Source organism: Allosphingosinicella sp. (genome assembly GCF_046295735.1).
GTDB lineage: Bacteria > Pseudomonadota > Alphaproteobacteria > Sphingomonadales > Sphingomonadaceae > Allosphingosinicella.
In genome coordinates this window covers 1-16,579 of the sequence record NZ_JBKBMQ010000001.1, presented here as the reverse complement: position 1 = coordinate 16,579, position 16,579 = coordinate 1, and the positions used below count along the sequence as shown (strand labels likewise).

At 67.7% G+C, this 16,579-nt stretch carries 17 protein-coding genes; 12 read left to right on the top strand and 5 right to left on the bottom strand.

The window, feature by feature from the left end:
* Window positions 1–3: 3 nt before the first annotated feature.
* Window positions 4–600, bottom strand: a complete 597-nt coding sequence (locus tag ACK4K7_RS00085; RefSeq protein ID WP_431863077.1) for a LysE family translocator — start codon at window positions 598–600, stop codon at window positions 4–6.
* 13 nt (window positions 601–613) lie between these two features.
* Window positions 614–1,072 carry a cupin domain-containing protein gene (locus tag ACK4K7_RS00080; RefSeq protein WP_431863076.1) on the bottom strand — a complete coding sequence of 153 codons (459 nt, stop codon included), beginning with the start codon at window positions 1,070–1,072 and terminating at the stop codon, window positions 614–616.
* 175 nt (window positions 1,073–1,247) lie between these two features.
* On the opposite strand from ACK4K7_RS00080, the gene ACK4K7_RS00075 reads away from it, so the two are divergent.
* From ACK4K7_RS00075 to ACK4K7_RS00065, 3 genes are all read left to right on the top strand, one after another.
* Window positions 1,248–1,715 carry a hypothetical protein gene (locus ACK4K7_RS00075; RefSeq protein ID WP_431863075.1) on the top strand — a complete coding sequence of 156 codons (468 nt, stop codon included), beginning with the start codon at window positions 1,248–1,250 and terminating at the stop codon, window positions 1,713–1,715.
* A 289-nt stretch (window positions 1,716–2,004) separates the two neighbouring features.
* Complete coding sequence (locus tag ACK4K7_RS00070) at window positions 2,005–3,330, top strand: pyridoxal phosphate-dependent decarboxylase family protein (protein ID WP_431863074.1); 1,326 nt, start codon at window positions 2,005–2,007, stop codon at window positions 3,328–3,330.
* Window positions 3,331–3,348: 18 nt separating this feature from the next.
* Entirely contained in the window at window positions 3,349–4,155 is an 807-nt protein-coding gene (locus ACK4K7_RS00065; RefSeq protein ID WP_431863073.1) for an enoyl-CoA hydratase-related protein, read from the top strand.
* Between the two features lie 326 nt (window positions 4,156–4,481).
* Here ACK4K7_RS00065 and ACK4K7_RS00060 read toward each other — a convergent pair whose 3' ends face one another.
* From ACK4K7_RS00060 to ACK4K7_RS00050, 3 genes are all read right to left on the bottom strand, one after another.
* The gene (locus ACK4K7_RS00060) at window positions 4,482–5,366 is read right to left on the bottom strand and encodes a hypothetical protein (protein ID WP_431863072.1); all 885 of its coding nucleotides are present in this window, start codon (window positions 5,364–5,366) and stop codon (window positions 4,482–4,484) included.
* Window positions 5,367–5,470: 104 nt separating this feature from the next.
* Entirely contained in the window at window positions 5,471–6,361 is an 891-nt protein-coding gene (sigJ, locus tag ACK4K7_RS00055) for an RNA polymerase sigma factor SigJ (RefSeq protein WP_431863071.1), read from the bottom strand.
* A gap of 10 nt (window positions 6,362–6,371) precedes the next feature.
* Entirely contained in the window at window positions 6,372–6,821 is a 450-nt protein-coding gene (locus ACK4K7_RS00050; RefSeq protein WP_431863070.1) for a carboxymuconolactone decarboxylase family protein, read from the bottom strand.
* Between the two features lie 1,250 nt (window positions 6,822–8,071).
* Here ACK4K7_RS00050 and ccoN point away from each other — a divergent pair.
* From ccoN to ACK4K7_RS00005, 9 genes are all read left to right on the top strand, one after another.
* Complete coding sequence (ccoN, locus tag ACK4K7_RS00045) at window positions 8,072–9,796, top strand: cytochrome-c oxidase, cbb3-type subunit I (protein ID WP_431863069.1); 1,725 nt, start codon at window positions 8,072–8,074, stop codon at window positions 9,794–9,796.
* Window positions 9,797–9,808: 12 nt separating this feature from the next.
* Entirely contained in the window at window positions 9,809–10,540 is a 732-nt protein-coding gene (gene ccoO, locus ACK4K7_RS00040; protein ID WP_431863068.1) for a cytochrome-c oxidase, cbb3-type subunit II, read from the top strand.
* Window positions 10,537–10,698, top strand: a complete 162-nt coding sequence (locus ACK4K7_RS00035; protein WP_431863067.1) for a cbb3-type cytochrome c oxidase subunit 3 — start codon at window positions 10,537–10,539, stop codon at window positions 10,696–10,698. The genes ccoO and ACK4K7_RS00035 overlap by 4 nt, the downstream gene beginning before the upstream one ends.
* Window positions 10,691–11,617 carry a cytochrome-c oxidase, cbb3-type subunit III gene (gene ccoP, locus ACK4K7_RS00030; RefSeq protein ID WP_431863066.1) on the top strand — a complete coding sequence of 309 codons (927 nt, stop codon included), beginning with the start codon at window positions 10,691–10,693 and terminating at the stop codon, window positions 11,615–11,617. The genes ACK4K7_RS00035 and ccoP overlap by 8 nt, the downstream gene beginning before the upstream one ends.
* 19 nt (window positions 11,618–11,636) lie before the next feature.
* Window positions 11,637–13,097: a cytochrome c oxidase accessory protein CcoG gene (gene ccoG, locus ACK4K7_RS00025; protein ID WP_431863065.1), complete on the top strand. Its 1,461-nt coding sequence runs from the start codon at window positions 11,637–11,639 to the stop codon at window positions 13,095–13,097.
* Window positions 13,094–13,537: a FixH family protein gene (locus ACK4K7_RS00020; protein ID WP_431863064.1), complete on the top strand. Its 444-nt coding sequence runs from the start codon at window positions 13,094–13,096 to the stop codon at window positions 13,535–13,537. Before ccoG ends, ACK4K7_RS00020 begins: the two co-directional genes overlap by 4 nt.
* Window positions 13,538–13,695: 158 nt before the next feature.
* On the top strand, window positions 13,696–15,759 hold the full coding sequence (locus ACK4K7_RS00015; RefSeq protein WP_431863063.1) for a heavy metal translocating P-type ATPase: 2,064 nt from the start codon (window positions 13,696–13,698) through the stop codon (window positions 15,757–15,759).
* Window positions 15,756–15,902, top strand: a complete 147-nt coding sequence (gene ccoS / locus ACK4K7_RS00010) for a cbb3-type cytochrome oxidase assembly protein CcoS (RefSeq protein ID WP_431863605.1) — start codon at window positions 15,756–15,758, stop codon at window positions 15,900–15,902. The genes ACK4K7_RS00015 and ccoS overlap by 4 nt, the downstream gene beginning before the upstream one ends.
* A partial coding sequence (locus ACK4K7_RS00005; RefSeq protein ID WP_431863604.1) for a radical SAM protein occupies window positions 15,896–16,579 on the top strand: 684 nt, incomplete at its 3' end. The genes ccoS and ACK4K7_RS00005, both read left to right, overlap by 7 nt.

The following is a 16,579-nucleotide window of genomic DNA, read 5'->3' as shown; positions in this document are numbered from 1 at the left end:
ACGTCACCATAGCAGCACGAGCATTGCCGAGGCAGCGGTCAGCACCGCCATGGAGCGGTTGAACAAGCGCAGCCGGACGGGGTCACGCAGAGCCCTTCGCATGCCCGCCCCGAAGCCGGCCCACAGGACGGCGCAAGGCGCCGCGACCGTGATGAAGATGGCGGCGACGGAGAGCAGGCGTAGCGCATAGCCTTCCCCGGCCGCCACATAGATGGAGACGGCCGAGACCGACATCATCCAGGCTTTCGGATTGACGAACTGGAATCCGGCCACGTGCCACAGGCGGAGTGGCGGCGTCGGCTCCGTCTCGGCAAGCTCCGCCGCTCGCCAGAGACGCCAGGCCAGGAACATGAGGTAGGCCGCGCCGACCAGGCGCAGGATCGCCTGGGCTCTGGCGTCGGCCGCCACCAGTGCGCCCACGCCGGCGCCGGACACGAGGAACAGCCCGCATATGCCCATCAACGTTCCGGCGATCGCCGGGATCGTTCCGCGAAATCCGTAAGCGACGCCGGACGTGGTCAGCAGCAGGTTGTTGGGACCCGGCGTGATCGCCATGGCGAACGAGAAGGTCACCAGCGAAAGGAAGGCTGCCAGCGTCATACCGCCCCGCGCATCAGTAGGGAGACCCATCCTTGTGTGAGAAGCGCCAGCCCTGCTCCGTCGCCTCCGCTTCCAGGTCATCGAGCGGATAGGTTGCCCGGTCGGGCCGGGTGCGGTCGCCGATCTCCAGATAGGTGACCGGCCTTTGTCCGCGATTCTCGATATGGTGCGCGTCTCCGCCGGCCTTGAAGCCCGCGCATGTGCCGGGACCCGCGATGACTTCCTCGGAGCCGCGGATGATCACTGCCTCCCCGTCGAGCACGTAGACGAACTCGTCCTGGGCACTGTGCCGGTGGTGCAGCGCCGACCGCGCGCCCGGTTCGAGCGTGGTGAGATTGACGCCGAAATTGGTCAGGCCGAACAGCTCACCCAGCACCCGCTTGGTCCTTCCCGCCATGAGCGCCGCGAACGGCTCGGGGTAGCGGGAGCGGGTCGGTCGCGGCGGCACCGTTGCGGCTTGGACTGCGATCATTGATTCGCTATAGCTCGGCAATTGATACATTACAATCGTTAGCATTGAATCACAGGAGGGCGGATTGAACGGGAGGCGGGAGACGCTGCGGTCGCGGGTTGCCGCACTTGCCTTCGGCGAGCGCGCGGCTCCCGGGGAGACGCGTGCGGCCCTGGCGCTGGGTCTTCTCGGAGCGATGCTGGCGATCCTCTGCATGGTAGATGCCGAGCAGGAGCTCCGGTGGTGGCAGTGGGGCGTCCTGATCGTCCTTGCGTTCGACGTCGTGGGAGGAGTGGCGGCCAATGCGACCGTCGCCGCGACGCGCCGCTATCACCGGCCGGAGCGGCCCTATGGCCCGCTGCTCTTCTCCGTGGCGCATGTGCAGCCGTTCATTCTGGCGCTTCTGCTGCCGGGCCTCACGACGGGGGGAGCGGCTCTGTTGTGGCTCTCGGGCGCTCTTGGCACCTTGCTGGTCATCCACTCGCCACCGGCGGTCAAGCGGTCGGTGGCGCTTGGATATTGCGCGCTGGCGATCGCGGCGCTCTCGCTCCTCGTCCCGACCTCCGGCCTCGCATGGCTCGCCCCCGCATTTGTCCTGAAGCTCGTCGCAGCGCACGCAGTCCCCATGTGGGGCGCGGCTGAACTGCCATTGGAGGAGCGATGAGGCGGAAAGTGCCTCCTTTGCGGAGTGGCCGCACCTTCGGCGATTCAATTCGCGAACGGAGGGAGACAATCGCCGACCAGGCCTCCGGAAGCTTGTCACGGCATCATGCGGTTCACCTCGGCCTTTGGCCGCAAGCTTCGGGAGGCGGGCGTGCGGGAGCGGGGCGAAGAGCGGGCGAAGGGTAACGGCTATGAGGTCTGAGGCTATGGATGGACTGTGGGGAGACGCGTTCGGGCGAGCGTCATGCGTGTCGCGGATATGGCACCTGCTGGAATCCGCGCTCCGGGACATGCCCGACAAGCCCGTCGCTCCGCAGCTCACCGGACCGCAGATTCGCGACGCCTTGCAGCAGTTCCTCAACGAAGGGGGAAGCGATCTCGGCGAAGCCGGCGGCAAGGTCGTCGAGCTGCTCACGCAAGGCAATGTCCAGATGATGCATCCGGGCTATTTCGGACTGTTCAATCCGAGCCCGACATTTCCCGGGATCGTGGCGGACCTGATCACGGCGACGCTCAATCCGCAGCTTGCAACCTGGTCGCACGCGCCTGCCGCAGTGGAGATCGAGGCGTTCACGATCGCGGAGGTCGGCGGCTGGATCGGCTGGGGCGCCGACGAAACGGCTGGACATTTCACGAGCGGAGGGTCCGAAGCCAATTATACGGCCGTTCTGGCCGCTTTGACCCGTTCCTGTCCCTCCTTTGCCTCCAAAGGCGCCCGCGCATTGACCGGCCAGCCGCGCCTCTACGCCTCGATGGAAAGCCATCTTGCATGGCTCAAGATCGCGCACCAGGCCGGCATCGGCCGCGACGCGGTATGCCTGGTGTCGACCGACGGCAAGGGCCGGATGGATGTCGGCCAGCTCGAGGCGATGATCGAAAACGACCGGCGCGCCGGCGAGGTGCCGTTCCTCATCTGCGCGACCGCCGGGACGACCAACGCCGGAATGATCGATCCTCTGCAGGTTATGTCCGATGTCGCCCGCCGATATTCGTGCTGGTTCCACGTCGATGCAGCCTGGGGCGGCGCGGCTCTCATCGATCCCGAGATGCACGCCTACTTCAACGGAATCGCCGCCAGCGATTCTGTGACGATCGACGCCCACAAGTGGCTGTCAGTCCCGATGGGAGCCGGCATGTTCCTGTGCCGGGACAATGCGCTGCTCCGGCGCACGTTCGACGTGACCGCCAGCTACATGCCGGCGCACGCGGTGGAGGGGGTTGACCCCTATACCCACTCCGCCCAGTGGTCGCGGCGGTTCATCGGCCTGAAGCTCTTCCTCTCGCTCGCCGTTCTGGGCCGCTCTGGATATCGCGACCATATTCGCAGAACGTGCAGCTTGGCCGAGTATCTGCGCCGTCAGCTCGTGGCGGACCACTGGCGCATTCTGAATGAGAGCCCGCTCGGCGTCGTATGTTTCGCGCCGCCCGATGACCGGATCCCGCTTGGCGACATCGCCGCCGCCGTCGTGGAGCGGGGGCGCTCGTGGATCTCCGCCGCCCGTTTCGAGGGGAAGGAGGTGCTTCGCGCCTGCATCACCGGCCACTCTTCCCGCGAGGCGCATGTCGATCGGCTCATCGAGGATCTTCGAACCGCGCGATCCGACGCATCCGCCTGAGCCAACGCAGGAGCAGCCATGCAGCAAGACGTTCTTCTCTCAACCCAGCGCGACGCGGTGCTCGTGCTTACGCTCAACCGCCCCGCCAAGCTCAACGCTCTCAACCGCCACCTGATCTCGGAACTCATGCGGGCGCTGGACGCCGCCGAGACGGACGGCTCGATCCGTGCCCTCGTGGTGACCGGAGCCGGCCGGGCCTTCAGCGCGGGCGCGGATATTGCCGAGTTCAGCACGTCGGTTGCGGCCGGACCCGAACATGCGGCACGGGATTTCGTGCGTCCCGGGCAGGATCTCTGCCGAAGGCTCGAAAGCTACCGAAAACCGATCATCGCGGCGGTCAACGGACTGGCGTTCGGCGGAGGGTGCGAGATCACGGAGGCCATGCACCTCGCCGTTGCCGCGCAGGGAGCGACGTTCTCCAAGGCGGAAATCGACATCGGCATCATACCGGTCTTCGGCGGAACGCAGCGGCTCCCGCGGCAGGTCGGCAGGAAAGCGGCTTTGGAGATGATCCTGACGGGCCGTCCGATCGATGCGAATCGCGCCCTCGTGCTCGGTCTCGTCAACAAGGTCGTGCCTCCCGACCTGCTCCTGGCGGAGGCGATGTCGCTTGCCGCACAGGTTGCGAGCAGACCGGCGGCTGCCGTTGCGGCGGCCCTGCACGCGGTTCACCGCGGCCTCAACGTCGGCATCGACGAAGGGCTGCTGATCGAGGCTGCCGCGTTCGAGCAGATCGTCGGATCCGCTGAGGCGCTCAAAGGCGTCAGCCGGTTCCTCGGCCGCCGAAACCGCAGCGCGCGGACGGAGCCGATCGGACGTGGCTGACGATCTTTGGGGACCGACCACGAAGCCATGGTTGGGAACGGCGTCGTGTTCGTGGAACCGCCACGGCAGGAGGCCTATGGCACGGTGGCGGTATTCCTCGACTATCTGGGGAACAGGTGGGATCTGGTCCAACTGAGCTGGGTCGTCGTTTCGGCAGCGCTGTCCAATGGCGGCGCACTTCGGGAACCAGGCGATCACAGCAGCAGGCGTTTCGTCCGACCGCTGGACCTGGTGCAGTGGCGGTAATGCACGGGCGGCCGTGCCCCGACCCGGAACCGGATCTACCGAAGAGGCAGCCTCCCGGAGAGTTCAGGTGCCCTGAAGCGTCAAGCCGGTTCGAGGATGCGCAGGTTCACCGATGGCGGTCTCGTCTCCAGATCCGCCGCGAGGCGCGATGCCCATTCTGAATCGATCCCACTGAGCGGAGTCGCCCGATCGGGCCCCGTTCTCACGTCGGGATCGATGGACCTGATCTTCAGTTGAAGCTTCAGATCGCCGCCTTCGTCGGCGATGGCGAACCTGGTCTGAGGGGAGACCAGAGCCAGCGCACGGACGAGGCGTTCGTCATCCGACCGGTGGATCAGCTCCCAGAACGGGCGATCTTCTTCCCAGAGATCGTCGATGCGGATCGCGCCAATTTCCAGCGCCCGGCGAAGCGCCCGCGCCGTCAGCTCGTACAGGCCCACGCCGAACGGGTCGGCCCAGCAGGAGCGGTCGCAAGCCGCATAGGCCTCGGCAAACCGCCGGGCGCGCTCGCAGCTGCGAAACGCGATGCGGTTCTGCATCACGCAAAGGTCGTTCAGCATTTCTTCCAGTTCGGCGGCGTCGAGGAATCCGAGATCGACCGCGTCCCGCAACGTGTAGTCGATCCGGTCGGCGCAAAGACGCGGGGCCGGCTGATCGACGAGCGGCCATCTGCGCTCGTCGGCTATGGCGCGCCAGTCGAGGCCATGACGCTCGCAGATCGCAGGAATTTCGGTCCCGCGAAGATATGCTTCCTTCCGTTCGTCGTGGAAGGACTGCCGCCCAGGCGAGCCGAGCGCATAATCGATGACGTGGCTGAGGGCGGTATGGCTTATGTCGTGCAACAGAGCGGCAGCCTGCTCCTCCACCGTCCCGCCAGGGCGGCGCACCAGCAACATCGCTCCGATCGAATGTTGGAGGCGGGTCGAACGCGGACCGAGCCCGAGAAGGGCAGTGATGCCGCCCATATAGACGCCGCCGAGGCGGGCAATGGAGGGCGCGCGCAGAAGGTCGAGGAGCACCGGCTCCTCAACCGCGATGGATCCGTGGATGGCTTCTTCGACAATCATGCTCATCTGGCCCTTGGGGGAAAAGCGGCGCGTGCGATCAGCTTCAGCTTCTCCGGATTTCTGATGATGTAGACGACCCCGATCCGGTCACCCCGGATTTCCAGGGCCGTCGCCTGGGGGATGTTGTCGGCCTCGAGCGTCACGAAACCAGGGGAGGCATTGATCGTGCCGCGATAGAGGATGGGCGGCGGCGTGCCGGCGAACTTGCGGTAGAGGCCCAGGAATAGCCGCTTCGCGCGCTCCCGGCCTTCGATGACGTTGAGGGCGGCCGGGCGCACGCCGCCGCCGTCGGTATACACCCGCACGTCTTCCGCGAAGATCCGCTTTAGCGCTTCCGCGTCGCCGCTGCGCGATGCGTTCAGAAAGGCTTGGGTGAGAGCTTCGGCCTCTGCGGCTTCGGCCGGGAAGCGGCTGCGGGAAGCGCTGAGCTCGCGCCGGGCGCGAGCCGCCAGCTGACGCGCGGCAGCCTCCGATGCGCCGATCGTTTCCGCGACTTCGCAGAATGGGAGCTCGAAGATGTCGTGGAGGATGAATGCGGCGCGCTGCTTGGGCGCCAGCCTTTCGAGCGCCAGCATGAATCCGAAGCTGATGTCGCGCTCGAGCGCGAGCTCTTCCTGGGCCGGCGGGCACACCGGCTCCGGAAGCCAGGGACCCACGTAGAGTTCGCGCCGCGCTCTCGCGGATTTCAGGTAATCCAGGCACAGCCGGCTGACGATCTTGCGGAGATAGGCACGGCTGGACGCCGGCTGTTCCACCTCGACCGCCTTTTGCCAACGCAGCCAACTCTCCTGAACCACATCCTCCGCCTCGCTGAACGAGCCCAGCATCCGATAGGCCAGGTTCAGCAGCTCGCGGCGATGCTCCTCGAAATCGGTCAAACTCTGGTCGTGCATCGCGCCGGTTTCAGATCCGTCCCACGGGGTGCACCGATCGGAACCCGACTGCGATGCGATTCCAGGCATTGATCAAGCCGATCAGCACGGTGAGCGTGACCTTCTCCTCGGCGCCGAAGCAGCGGTCGAGAGCGGCATAGTCCGCGTCGGGAGCACCTGTCTCTGGCAGCCGGGTCACGGCATCTGTCCAGGCGAGGGCCGCCCGTTCGCGTTCGGAATATAAGGGGGAATCCTCCCATGCGCCGAGCAGCAGGAGCCGCTCCTCGGTCTCGCCTGCGGCAAGCGCCTCCCGGCTGTGCAGATGGATGCAATAGGCGCAGCCGTTGATCTGGGATGCGCGTATCTTCACCAACTCCGCAAGCTGGGGATCCAAGCCCGACTCGCGAACCGCACGGTCGAGAGCCGTCATGGCAGCCATGGTCTGCGGGGCGGCCGCATAGGGGTTGAGGCGAGGGTTCATCGATTGCTCCTGCTCGATCCTGCACTCAAGACGATTTTCCTGCACGTGAAGTGACGCCCCCCTTGCGGATTTTTCGGCTGAAGCCAGACCGCCGGCACGTTCGCCCGTCCGTCACAATCCCCGCTCCGCCCTCGTCTGGCGAATGAAGGAGAACGGACATGCTCAAGCTCGCCATGTCTTGCCTGTCGCTGTTTGGCGGCGACGCACATCCTCGCCGAAAATCCCAGCAAAACGGATCCCGCCGTCATCCTCGCCATCCATGCGGAGCTGGAGGCCACCTCGACGACCTTTCATGATGGTCGGTGACGACCTTGGCCGATCGCCTGTAGGAGCCGCTGCATGATCGTGGGTTGGAGGGTGTCGCCTGATCGCACCCCCAGTTGAGCCGAGCGCGTGTTCCGCCATCAGCAATCGGTCCACGCGTGAGTCGATTCTATCCCAGTGCGAAATCGATGCAGGCGGCAGCTTGCAGATCGAGCGGGTCAAGTACCAGCATGTTCGTGAGCGATTGATCGATTACCAGGGGCATATTGTGGCGCCCGATCACTTCGGAAGTTCGCTCATGGGGGCGGATCCTGTTCGACACGAACACACTGCGCGCCTTCCCGCTTTTCGCAATAGTTCTCAGCATAGCAGCCCTGATTCTGTGGAGTCCGGCTGGCACAGGCCCTTTCATCATCGGCGCTTACGCCGTGGCGGCGCTGGCAGCAATCATACTCATCCCGTCTGCATGGAAGGACGGGCAAGCAGCGCCGCGACCGACGCGGGGCGTAAAGAAGAAGCTGTTTCGGAGGCATCAATGAACGACGAGGTGTTCACGTAGGCGGCAATCGCAGATCCACCATTGGGTGAGTTGGGCGCCCCCTACATTACAGCAACCGGCATCACATTTATTTGCGTCTTAGGTAATATACGAAATACTACTCCGCCTCTTAAATCATGCTGTTGCTGCGGTGCTCGGGGATGGCGGCGGCGCCTCCTTTCCTAGTGGAGATGCCGGCCCTTCTTCTTTGACGAGGCGCTGTGGGCGGCCGCCTCCCTTCTTCTCTGCCGTTGGCGCTCGGCGGAGCCGTCAGCTGCCGAGTGCGATGCAGCCTTGGCCTGCCACAGGCATGAGATGCTGTTCGGCTCGTTGGTGCGGCGATCGCGGAGAGCTTCTAAGGGAACATACCTATTCATCCGCCGACCTCCAGCGGCGCACTAGCCGAGCATCTGCGGGGCTTCTCCCCGCGCGACGAGGCTTCGGGGTTATGGATACGTTGGTGATGAAGACGGGGGGATGGCTGCTCGTCGCCCTGATCGCCTTTGCAGGGCTGGTCGCGGCCGCCGACACGGGCTTCGCCGTGCATATGGGCATCGTCGCCGCGGCGGCCTTGCTGATGATGTGGCTGACGATGAGCGGCGCCGATTATACGGCGATCGCGCGCGGCATCTTGAAGGTCCCCGCCGACGAGAGCCGCTACGACGACGATCCGGTCCGCTGGGGCGTCATCGCCACCGTGTTCTGGGCGATCGTCGGCTTCCTGGCCGGCCTCTACATCGCGCTCCAGCTCGCTTATCCGGCGCTGAACCTCGGCCTCGAATATACCAGCTTCGGCCGGCTGCGGCCGCTCCACACCTCGGCGGTGATCTTCGCCTTCGGCGGCAACGCGCTGATCGCGACCAGCTTCTACATCGTCCAGCGCACCTGCCGCGCGCGGCTCGCCTTCCCAGGCCTCGCCCGCTTCGTCTTCTGGGGCTACCAGCTGTTCATCGTGCTGGCCGCGAGCGGCTATCTGCTCGGCGTCACCTCCTCCAAGGAATATGCCGAGCCGGAATGGCATGTGGATCTGTGGCTGACCGCAGTCTGGCTCGCTTATCTCGCCGTCTTCGTCGGCACGATCGTGAAGCGGCGCGAGCCGCACATCTACGTCGCCAACTGGTTCTTCCTCGCCTTCATCATCACGGTCGCGATGCTGCACGTGGTGAACAACCTGTCGCTGCCCGTCAGCCTCACCGGCTCCAAGAGCTATTCGGCCTTCGCCGGCGTGCAGGATGCGCTCACCCAATGGTGGTACGGCCACAATGCGGTCGGCTTCTTCCTGACCGCCGGCTTCCTCGCCATGATGTACTATTTCGTGCCGAAGCAGGCGGAGCGGCCGATCTACAGCTACCGACTGTCGATCATCCACTTCTGGTCCTTGATCTTCCTCTACATCTGGGCGGGCCCGCACCACCTTCACTACACCGCGCTGCCGGACTGGGCGCAGACGCTCGGCATGGTCTTCTCGGTGATGCTGTGGATGCCGAGCTGGGGCGGCATGATCAACGGCCTGATGACGCTCAACGGGGCGTGGGACAAGATCCGCACCGATCCGATCATCCGCATGATGGTGATCGCGCTCGCCTTCTACGGCATGGCCACCTTCGAGGGGCCGATGATGTCGATCAAGGCGGTCAACTCGCTGTCCCATTATACCGAGTGGACCATCGGCCACGTCCATTCGGGCGCGCTCGGCTGGAACGGCATGATCACGTTCGCGGCGATCTACTATCTGGTGCCGCGGCTGTGGGCGCGCGAGCGGCTCTATTCGCTGCGCATGGTCAATTGGCACTTCTGGCTCGCGACGCTCGGCATCGTCCTTTACGCGGCGGCGATGTGGGTCGCGGGCATCATGCAGGGGCTGATGTGGCGCGAATATGGGGCGGACGGCTATCTCGTCTACGCCTTCTCCGAAGTCGTCGACGCCATGTTCCCGATGTACATGATCCGGGCGGCGGGCGGCGCGCTCTATCTCGCCGGCGCGCTCGTCATGGTCTTCAACGTCTGGATGACCATCGCCGGACGGCTGCGCGACGAGAAGCCGATGTCCGCCGCCGCCTTCGATCCCGACAAGGACCGGCCGCTTCCGCCCGCGCCGCCGCCGCCGGTGCCTTTCCCGGGACGCCGCCGCCGCCGGCCCGCGCCCGCCCCCGATCTTATCGCCGCCGAATAGGAACCCTTTCCCATGGCAAAGTTCTTCAGCCACAGGACGCTCGAAAAGAACGTCACCCTGCTCGGCGTCGCCTCCTTCGTGGCGGTCGCGATCGGCGGGATCGTCGAGATCGCGCCCTTGTTCTGGATCGATTCGACGATCGAGCAGGTGGAAGGGGTGCGTCCCTACACCCCGCTCGAACTCGCCGGCCGCAACATCTACGTCCGCGAGGGCTGCTATTCCTGCCACAGCCAGATGGTGCGGCCGTTCCGCGACGAGGTGGAGCGCTACGGCCATTACAGCCTGGCCGCGGAATCGATGTACGACCGGCCGTTCCAGTGGGGTTCCAAGCGTACCGGGCCGGACCTGGCGCGCGTCGGCGGCCGCTATTCCGACGAATGGCACGTCCAGCATCTGAAGGACCCCCGCGCCGTCGTGCCCGGATCGATCATGCCGGGCTACGCCTTCCTCGCCGACCGGCCGCTCGACCAGGGCGACATGCGCCGCCACCTGCGCGCCCAGGCGCGGCTCGGCGTGCCCTATGACGATGCGGCGATCGCGGCGGCGAACGACGATCTCAAGGCGCAGGCGGATCCGATGGGCGATCACCGCGCGCTCGCGGCGCGCTATCCCAAGGCCCAGGCGCGCGACTTCGACGGCGATCCTTCCCGCCTCACCGAGATGGACGCTCTGGTCGCCTATCTCCAGATGCTCGGCACGCTCGTCGATTTCGAGGCCGCCGCGCCGCAGGAGAAGGCGCGATGAGCTACGACGCCTTCCGGCACTTCGCCGACAGCTGGGGCCTGGTCTTCCTCGCGCTCCTCTACCTCTCCTTCATCGGCTGGGCCTTCCTCCCCGGCTCGCGCGCGCGCAACGCCCGCGCCGCCCACATGATCTTCGACAAGGACAGCGACCATGGCTGACGAGAAGCGCGTCGACGAGCCGACCGGGACCCATCTGGTCGGCCACGAATGGGACGGTATCGAGGAGCTCGACACGCCGATGCCGCGCTGGTGGCTGTGGACCTTCTACGCCACCATCGTCTGGGCGCTGGGCTATGTGATCCTCTATCCGGCCTGGCCGATGGTGAACCGGGCCACCGACGGCCTGCTCGGCTGGTCGAGCCGCGGCCAGCTGGAGCAGGAGCTGGCGGCCGAGCGCGAGCGCCAGGCGCCGGTGCGCCGCGCGCTCGCCGCCTTGCCGATCGAGCAGCTCCACGCCCGGCCCGATCTGATGCAGGCGGCGGTCGAAGGCGGCCGCGCCGCCTTCCGCGTGAACTGCGTCCAGTGCCACGGATCGGGCGCGGCCGGATCGCCCGGCTATCCCAATCTCAACGACGACGAATGGCTGTGGGGCGGCGACATCGCCTCCATCCATCATTCGATCGTACACGGTATCCGCCAGCCCGATCATGCCGAAACGCGGATGTCGCAGATGCCCGCCTTCGGCCGCGACGGTCTGCTGCAGGCGGCCGAGATCGACGATCTCACCTCCTACGTCCGCGGCCTCTCCGGCAAGCATGTCGCCGGCGCCGCCGCGCGGCGCGGATCGGCGTTGTTCGCGACCAATTGCGCCTCCTGCCACGGTGCCGACGCCAAGGGCGACCGCGCGGTCGGCGCGCCCGATCTCACCGACGCCATCTGGCTCTATGGCGGCGATGCGGCCGCGATCCGCACCTCGATCGCCAACAGCCGCTACGGCGTGATGCCGCGTTGGGGCCACCGGCTCGATCCCGTCACGCTGAAGATGCTCGCCGCTTACGTGCATTCGCTGGGCGGCGGCGAAGGCGGGCGCTCCGAACTGGCCGCGGCGGAGCGCGGCGCCGCTCCATCGGCGAACTGAGCCCGGCGGGCATTCTGCGATGTCCTCCCTCAAGGACCTGATCGGGCTCGGGCGGTCGAGCCTGTACGAGAAGCGCAAGGCCGTTCACCCAAAGGCGGTGGACGGGCCGTTCCGGCGCCTCAAATGGGCGGTGATGGCGGTGACGCTCGCCATCTATTACGTGACCCCCTGGCTGCGCTGGGATCGCGGCCCCCATGCGCCCGACCAGGCGGTGCTGGTCGATCTCGCCGGCCGCCGCTTCTACATGTTCGCGATCGAGATCTGGCCGCACGAATTCTATTATGTGGCGGGCCTGCTGATCATGGCGGGGATCGGCCTGTTCCTCGTCACCTCGGCGGTCGGCCGCGCCTGGTGCGGCTATGCCTGCCCGCAGACCGTCTGGACCGACCTGTTCCAGCATGTCGAGCGGCTGATCGAGGGCGACCGAAACGCGCAGCTCCGGCTCGACCGCGCGCCCTGGAGCCTGGCCAAGCTCGCGAGGAGGGGCGGCAAATATGGCGCCTTCCTCTTGATCTCGCTGGCGACCGGCGGCGCCTGGATCTTCTATTTCGCGGACGCCCCCACTTTGGCGCGTGATTTCCTCGCCGGCGACGCCGCCTTCGTGGCTTACGCGACCGTCGGCGTCCTCACGGCCACCACCTTCCTGCTCGGCGGCGTGATGCGCGAGCAGGTGTGCATCTACATGTGCCCCTGGCCGCGCATCCAGACCGCGATGATGGACGAGAAGTCGCTCACCGTCACCTACAAGCGGTGGCGCGGCGAGCCCCGCAACCGCGGGCTGAAGCGTGCGAGCCTCGAGGATCTCGGCCTCACCGGCGACTGCATCGACTGCAGCCAGTGCGTCCAGGTCTGCCCGACCGGCATCGACATCCGCGAAGGTCCGCAGATCGGCTGCATCACCTGCGCGTTGTGCATCGACGCCTGCGACAAGGTGATGGCGCAGATCGGCCGGCCGCGCGGCCTCATCGACTATGCCACCGCCGAGCAGGCGGCGATCGAGCAGGCGGGCGGGACCGCGCCCGGCACGCTCCGGACGCTGCTGCGCCCGCGCACCTTGATCTACTTCGCGATCTGGGGCGCGATCGGCCTTGCGATGCTGTTCGCGCTCGGCCAGCGCACGCGGCTCGACGCGACCGCGCTCCAGGACCGCAACCCGATCTTCGTGCGCCTCGCCGACGGTCACATCCGCAACGGCTTCACCGTCAAGATCCGCAACATGCAGGCGCGCCCGCGCGAGGTGGAGGTCGCGCTCGTCGGCCTGCCGGGCGGGCGGATGTGGATGGAGGGGATGAGCCGCGAGGAGGGAAGCGGCGCGGTGCGCGCGCAGGTGCCGGCGGACGCACTCGCGAAACTACGTATATTCGTGGTCGCGCCCGATGGCGGAGAGGAGAGGCAGGCCTTCGCCTTCGTCGTCCGCGCCCTGGACGACGAAGGCGGGGCCGACCGCACCGACACCTTCTTCGAAAGACCGCCGAGATGACCCGCCGCTTCACCGGCTATCATATGTGGGCGGTGATGATCGCCTTCTTCGGGACGATCATCGCCGTCAACGCCGTCATGGCGACCTTCGCGACCCGCACCTTCGGCGGCAAGGTGGTCGAGAACAGCTATGTCGCCAGCCAGAATTTCAACGCCTGGCTCGCCGCTGCGCGCGCCCAGGAAGGTCTCGGCTGGACGGTCGCGGCGCGCCGCGACGCAGGCGGCCGGGTGACGGTCGAGCTCGCGGGCGCGGAGGGCGCCGTCGTTCATGCCCTCGCCCAGCATCCGGTCGGTCGCGCGCCCGACGTGGCGCTGCGCTTCACGCCGCTGGGCGGCGGCCGCTACGTCTCGCAGGCGCCGCTCCCCGCCGGTCGCTGGAACCTTCACCTGCTGGTCCGCCGCGGCGCCGACGAAGCGCGCTTCATCGAGTCGATCGGATGAGCGGGATCGCGCTCAAATCTCCCCTCCCTGCACGCAGGGAGGGGCCGGGGGTGGGTGGGTCTCCGAAAGGCCACCGTTCTACGACGGTCCAACCCACCCCCGACCCCTCCCTTGGTCAAGGAAGGGGGGGCGGTGAACCGGTCACCACCCTTCTCGCCGTGCCCGGCCTGCGCTGCGCAGGTTGCATCGCGAAGATCGAGGACGGGCTGCCGCACGTCGCCGGCATCGCATCGGCGCGGGTGAACTTCACCGCGCGCCAGGTCGCGGTCGTCCACGATCCGGCGCTCCAGCCGCCGGACCTGCAGGCGGCACTCGAACGGCTCGGCTTCGAGGCGCAGGCGCTGAAGGCCGAGGCCACGACCGCTGCGACGTCGGAGAGCCGCAAGCTCGCCCTCGCCACCGCCGTCGCGGGCTTCGCCTCCATGAACGTGATGCTGCTGTCGGTCTCGGTCTGGTCGGGCGCGACCGGCGCGACCCGCGACCTCTTCCACCTCATCTCGGCGGCGATCGCCATCCCGACCGTCGCTTATTCCGGCCAGCCCTTCTTCCGCTCCGCGCTCGGCGCGCTGCGGCACGGGCGCACCACCATGGACGTGCCGATCTCGATCGGCGTGCTGCTCGTCACCCTGCTCAGCCTGCACGAGGCGCTGACCAGCGGCCCGCACGCTTATTTCGACGGCGCCGTCATGCTGCTCTTCTTCCTGCTGGTCGGGCGGCTGATGGACAGCGTGATGCGCGACCGCGCCCGTGACGGAGTCGCCACCCTGCTGCGCCAGACCGCGCCGGGCGCGCTGGTCCTGCGCGACGACGGCGGGAGCGTGTGGCGCAAGGCCGAGGAGATCGAGCCGGGCATGCGCATCCTCGCCGCCGCCGGCGAGCGGCTCGCCGCCGACGGCGTGGTCGAGAAGGGCCGTTCCAGCCTCGACCTGTCGCTGCTCACCGGCGAAAGCACGCCGCAGGCGGTGACCGAGGGCGCGCGGGTCCATGCCGGCACCCTCAATCTCGACGCGCCGATCACCGTCCGCGTCACCGCCGCCGGGCCGGACACCGCCATTGCCGACATCGCGCGGATGATGGAACATGCCGGCCAGGCGCGCTCGCGCTACGTCCGCTATGCCGACCGCGCCGCCCGCTGGTACGCGCCCGCCGTCCACACGCTCGCCGCCGCCGCCTTCATCGCCTGGATGGCGGCGGGCGCGGGCTGGCACCAGGCGATGATGATCGCGGCTGCCGTGCTGATCATCACCTGCCCCTGCGCGCTCGGCCTCGCGGTGCCGGCCGCGCAGGTGGTGGCGTCGGGCGCGCTGATGCGGCGCGGCGTGCTGATCAAGGACGGGTCGGCGCTGGAGCGGCTGGCCGAGGCCGACCGGGCCCTGTTCGACAAGACCGGCACGCTGACGCTCGGCCGCCCGCGCCCGACCGACCTCGATCAGCTGCCCGGGGCCGACCGTCCCGTGCTCCTCGCCCTCGCGCGGGAGAGCCGTCATCCGTTGAGCGAGGCGCTGCGCCGCGCGCTGGAGGCGGAGGGGGTGGCGCCGGCGGTGCTGTCCGACGTCGCCGAACGCCCCGGCCATGGTCTCTCGGCCCGTTTCGAAGGCGAGGATGTCGCACTGGAGCGGCCGGAGCGGGGCGGCGCCGGCCTCGCCGCCTGTTTCCGCATCGGCGGACGGTCCGTCACCCTCCATTTCGAGGATGCGATCCGCCCCGACGCCGCCGCGGCGCTGGCGGAGCTCGCGGCGGACGGAATCGCCGCGTCGATCGTCTCGGGCGATCGGGCCGCGGCGGTCGCGCCGGTCGCCCGCGCGCTGGGTCTCACCGCCCAGACGGGAATGCATCCGGAAGACAAGCTCGCCGCCATCGCCCGCCTGTCGGGTGCCGGCCGCAAGGTGCTGATGGTGGGCGACGGGCTGAACGACGGCCCGGCGCTCGCCGCCGGCCATGTCTCGATGGCGCCCGCCTCGGCCAGCGACGTCGGCCAGACGGCGGCGGACGCGGTCTTCCTGGGCGACAGCCTCGCGCCGGTCGCCGCCGCGGTGAAGGTCGCGCGCCGCACGATGCGGGTGGTGCGGCAGAATATCTTCCTCGCCATCCTCTACAACCTTGTCGCCGTGCCGCTCGCCTTTGCCGGACTCGTCACGCCGCTGGTGGCGGCGCTCGCCATGTCGGGAAGCTCCGTGCTGGTCGTCGCCAACGCGCTGCGCCTGCGGAGCGCGGCGCGGTGACCGGCCTCGCCTTTCTCATCCCCATCGCCTTGCTGATGGGCCTCGGCGCGCTCGGCGCCTTCTTCTGGGCGACCCGGGCCGGCCAGTTCGACGACATGGACGGCGCGGCCCTGCGCATCTTCATCGAGGACGAAGCATCGTGAACTGGCCTTATCATCCGGAGCTGCTGGCGACGCCGGTGCCGCGCTACACCTCCTATCCCACGGCCGCCGAGTTCGACGATACGGTCGGGTCGGCGGACCTCTCCGCCGCGCTGGCCGGCGTGGAGGGGGATGCGCCGGTCTCGCTCTACCTCCACATCCCTTATTGCCACGAAATCTGCTGGTATTGCGGCTGCAACACTGGCGCCGCCAACCGCGCGAAGCGCCTCGCGGCCTATCTGGAAGCACTGGAGGCGGAGGTGGAGCTGGTCGCAGCGCGGCTCGCCGGGCGCGGGCGGCCGACCCGCATCGCCTTCGGCGGCGGCAGCCCCAACGCCATAGGTCCGCAGGACTTCCTGCGCCTGCTCGCCAGGGTCCGTGCCGCCTTCGGCGAGGCGCCGATCTCGATCGAGCTCGATCCCCGCAGCCTCTCGGACGAATGGTTGGAGGCGATCGGCGCGGCGGGCGCCACCATGGCCTCGCTCGGCGTCCAGACGCTGGAGGACCATGTCCAGCGCGCGATCGGCCGCGTCCAGCCGCGGGACGAGGTCGAGCGCGCGGCGGCGGGGCTGCGCCGCGCGAGCGTCGCCTCGCTCAATTTCGACCTGATGTACGGCCTTCCGGGCCAGACCCGTGCCGACCTCGAAGCGACGCTCGCGGCGGCGATCGTGATGCGGCCG

Bases quoted from the DNA above. Each gene is read 5' to 3' on its own strand.
- ACK4K7_RS00085 (WP_431863077.1), bottom strand. From the start codon at position 600: ATGACGCTGGCAGCCTTCCTTTCGCTGGTGACCTTCTCGTTCGCCATG.
- ccoN (WP_431863069.1), top strand. From the start codon at position 8,072: ATGGATACGTTGGTGATGAAGACGGGGGGATGGCTGCTCGTCGCCCTG.
- ccoP (WP_431863066.1), top strand. From the start codon at position 10,691: ATGGCTGACGAGAAGCGCGTCGACGAGCCGACCGGGACCCATCTGGTC.
- ACK4K7_RS00070 (WP_431863074.1), top strand. From the start codon at position 2,005: ATGCCCGACAAGCCCGTCGCTCCGCAGCTCACCGGACCGCAGATTCGC.
- ACK4K7_RS00065 (WP_431863073.1), top strand. From the start codon at position 3,349: ATGCAGCAAGACGTTCTTCTCTCAACCCAGCGCGACGCGGTGCTCGTG.
- ACK4K7_RS00020 (WP_431863064.1), top strand. From the start codon at position 13,094: ATGACCCGCCGCTTCACCGGCTATCATATGTGGGCGGTGATGATCGCC.
- ccoO (WP_431863068.1), top strand. From the start codon at position 9,809: ATGGCAAAGTTCTTCAGCCACAGGACGCTCGAAAAGAACGTCACCCTG.
- ACK4K7_RS00035 (WP_431863067.1), top strand. From the start codon at position 10,537: ATGAGCTACGACGCCTTCCGGCACTTCGCCGACAGCTGGGGCCTGGTC.
- ACK4K7_RS00060 (WP_431863072.1), bottom strand. From the start codon at position 5,366: ATGGGCGGCATCACTGCCCTTCTCGGGCTCGGTCCGCGTTCGACCCGC.
- ACK4K7_RS00050 (WP_431863070.1), bottom strand. From the start codon at position 6,821: ATGAACCCTCGCCTCAACCCCTATGCGGCCGCCCCGCAGACCATGGCT.
- sigJ (WP_431863071.1), bottom strand. From the start codon at position 6,361: ATGCACGACCAGAGTTTGACCGATTTCGAGGAGCATCGCCGCGAGCTG.
- ACK4K7_RS00075 (WP_431863075.1), top strand. From the start codon at position 1,248: ATGCTGGCGATCCTCTGCATGGTAGATGCCGAGCAGGAGCTCCGGTGG.
- ccoG (WP_431863065.1), top strand. From the start codon at position 11,637: ATGTCCTCCCTCAAGGACCTGATCGGGCTCGGGCGGTCGAGCCTGTAC.
- ACK4K7_RS00080 (WP_431863076.1), bottom strand. From the start codon at position 1,072: ATGATCGCAGTCCAAGCCGCAACGGTGCCGCCGCGACCGACCCGCTCC.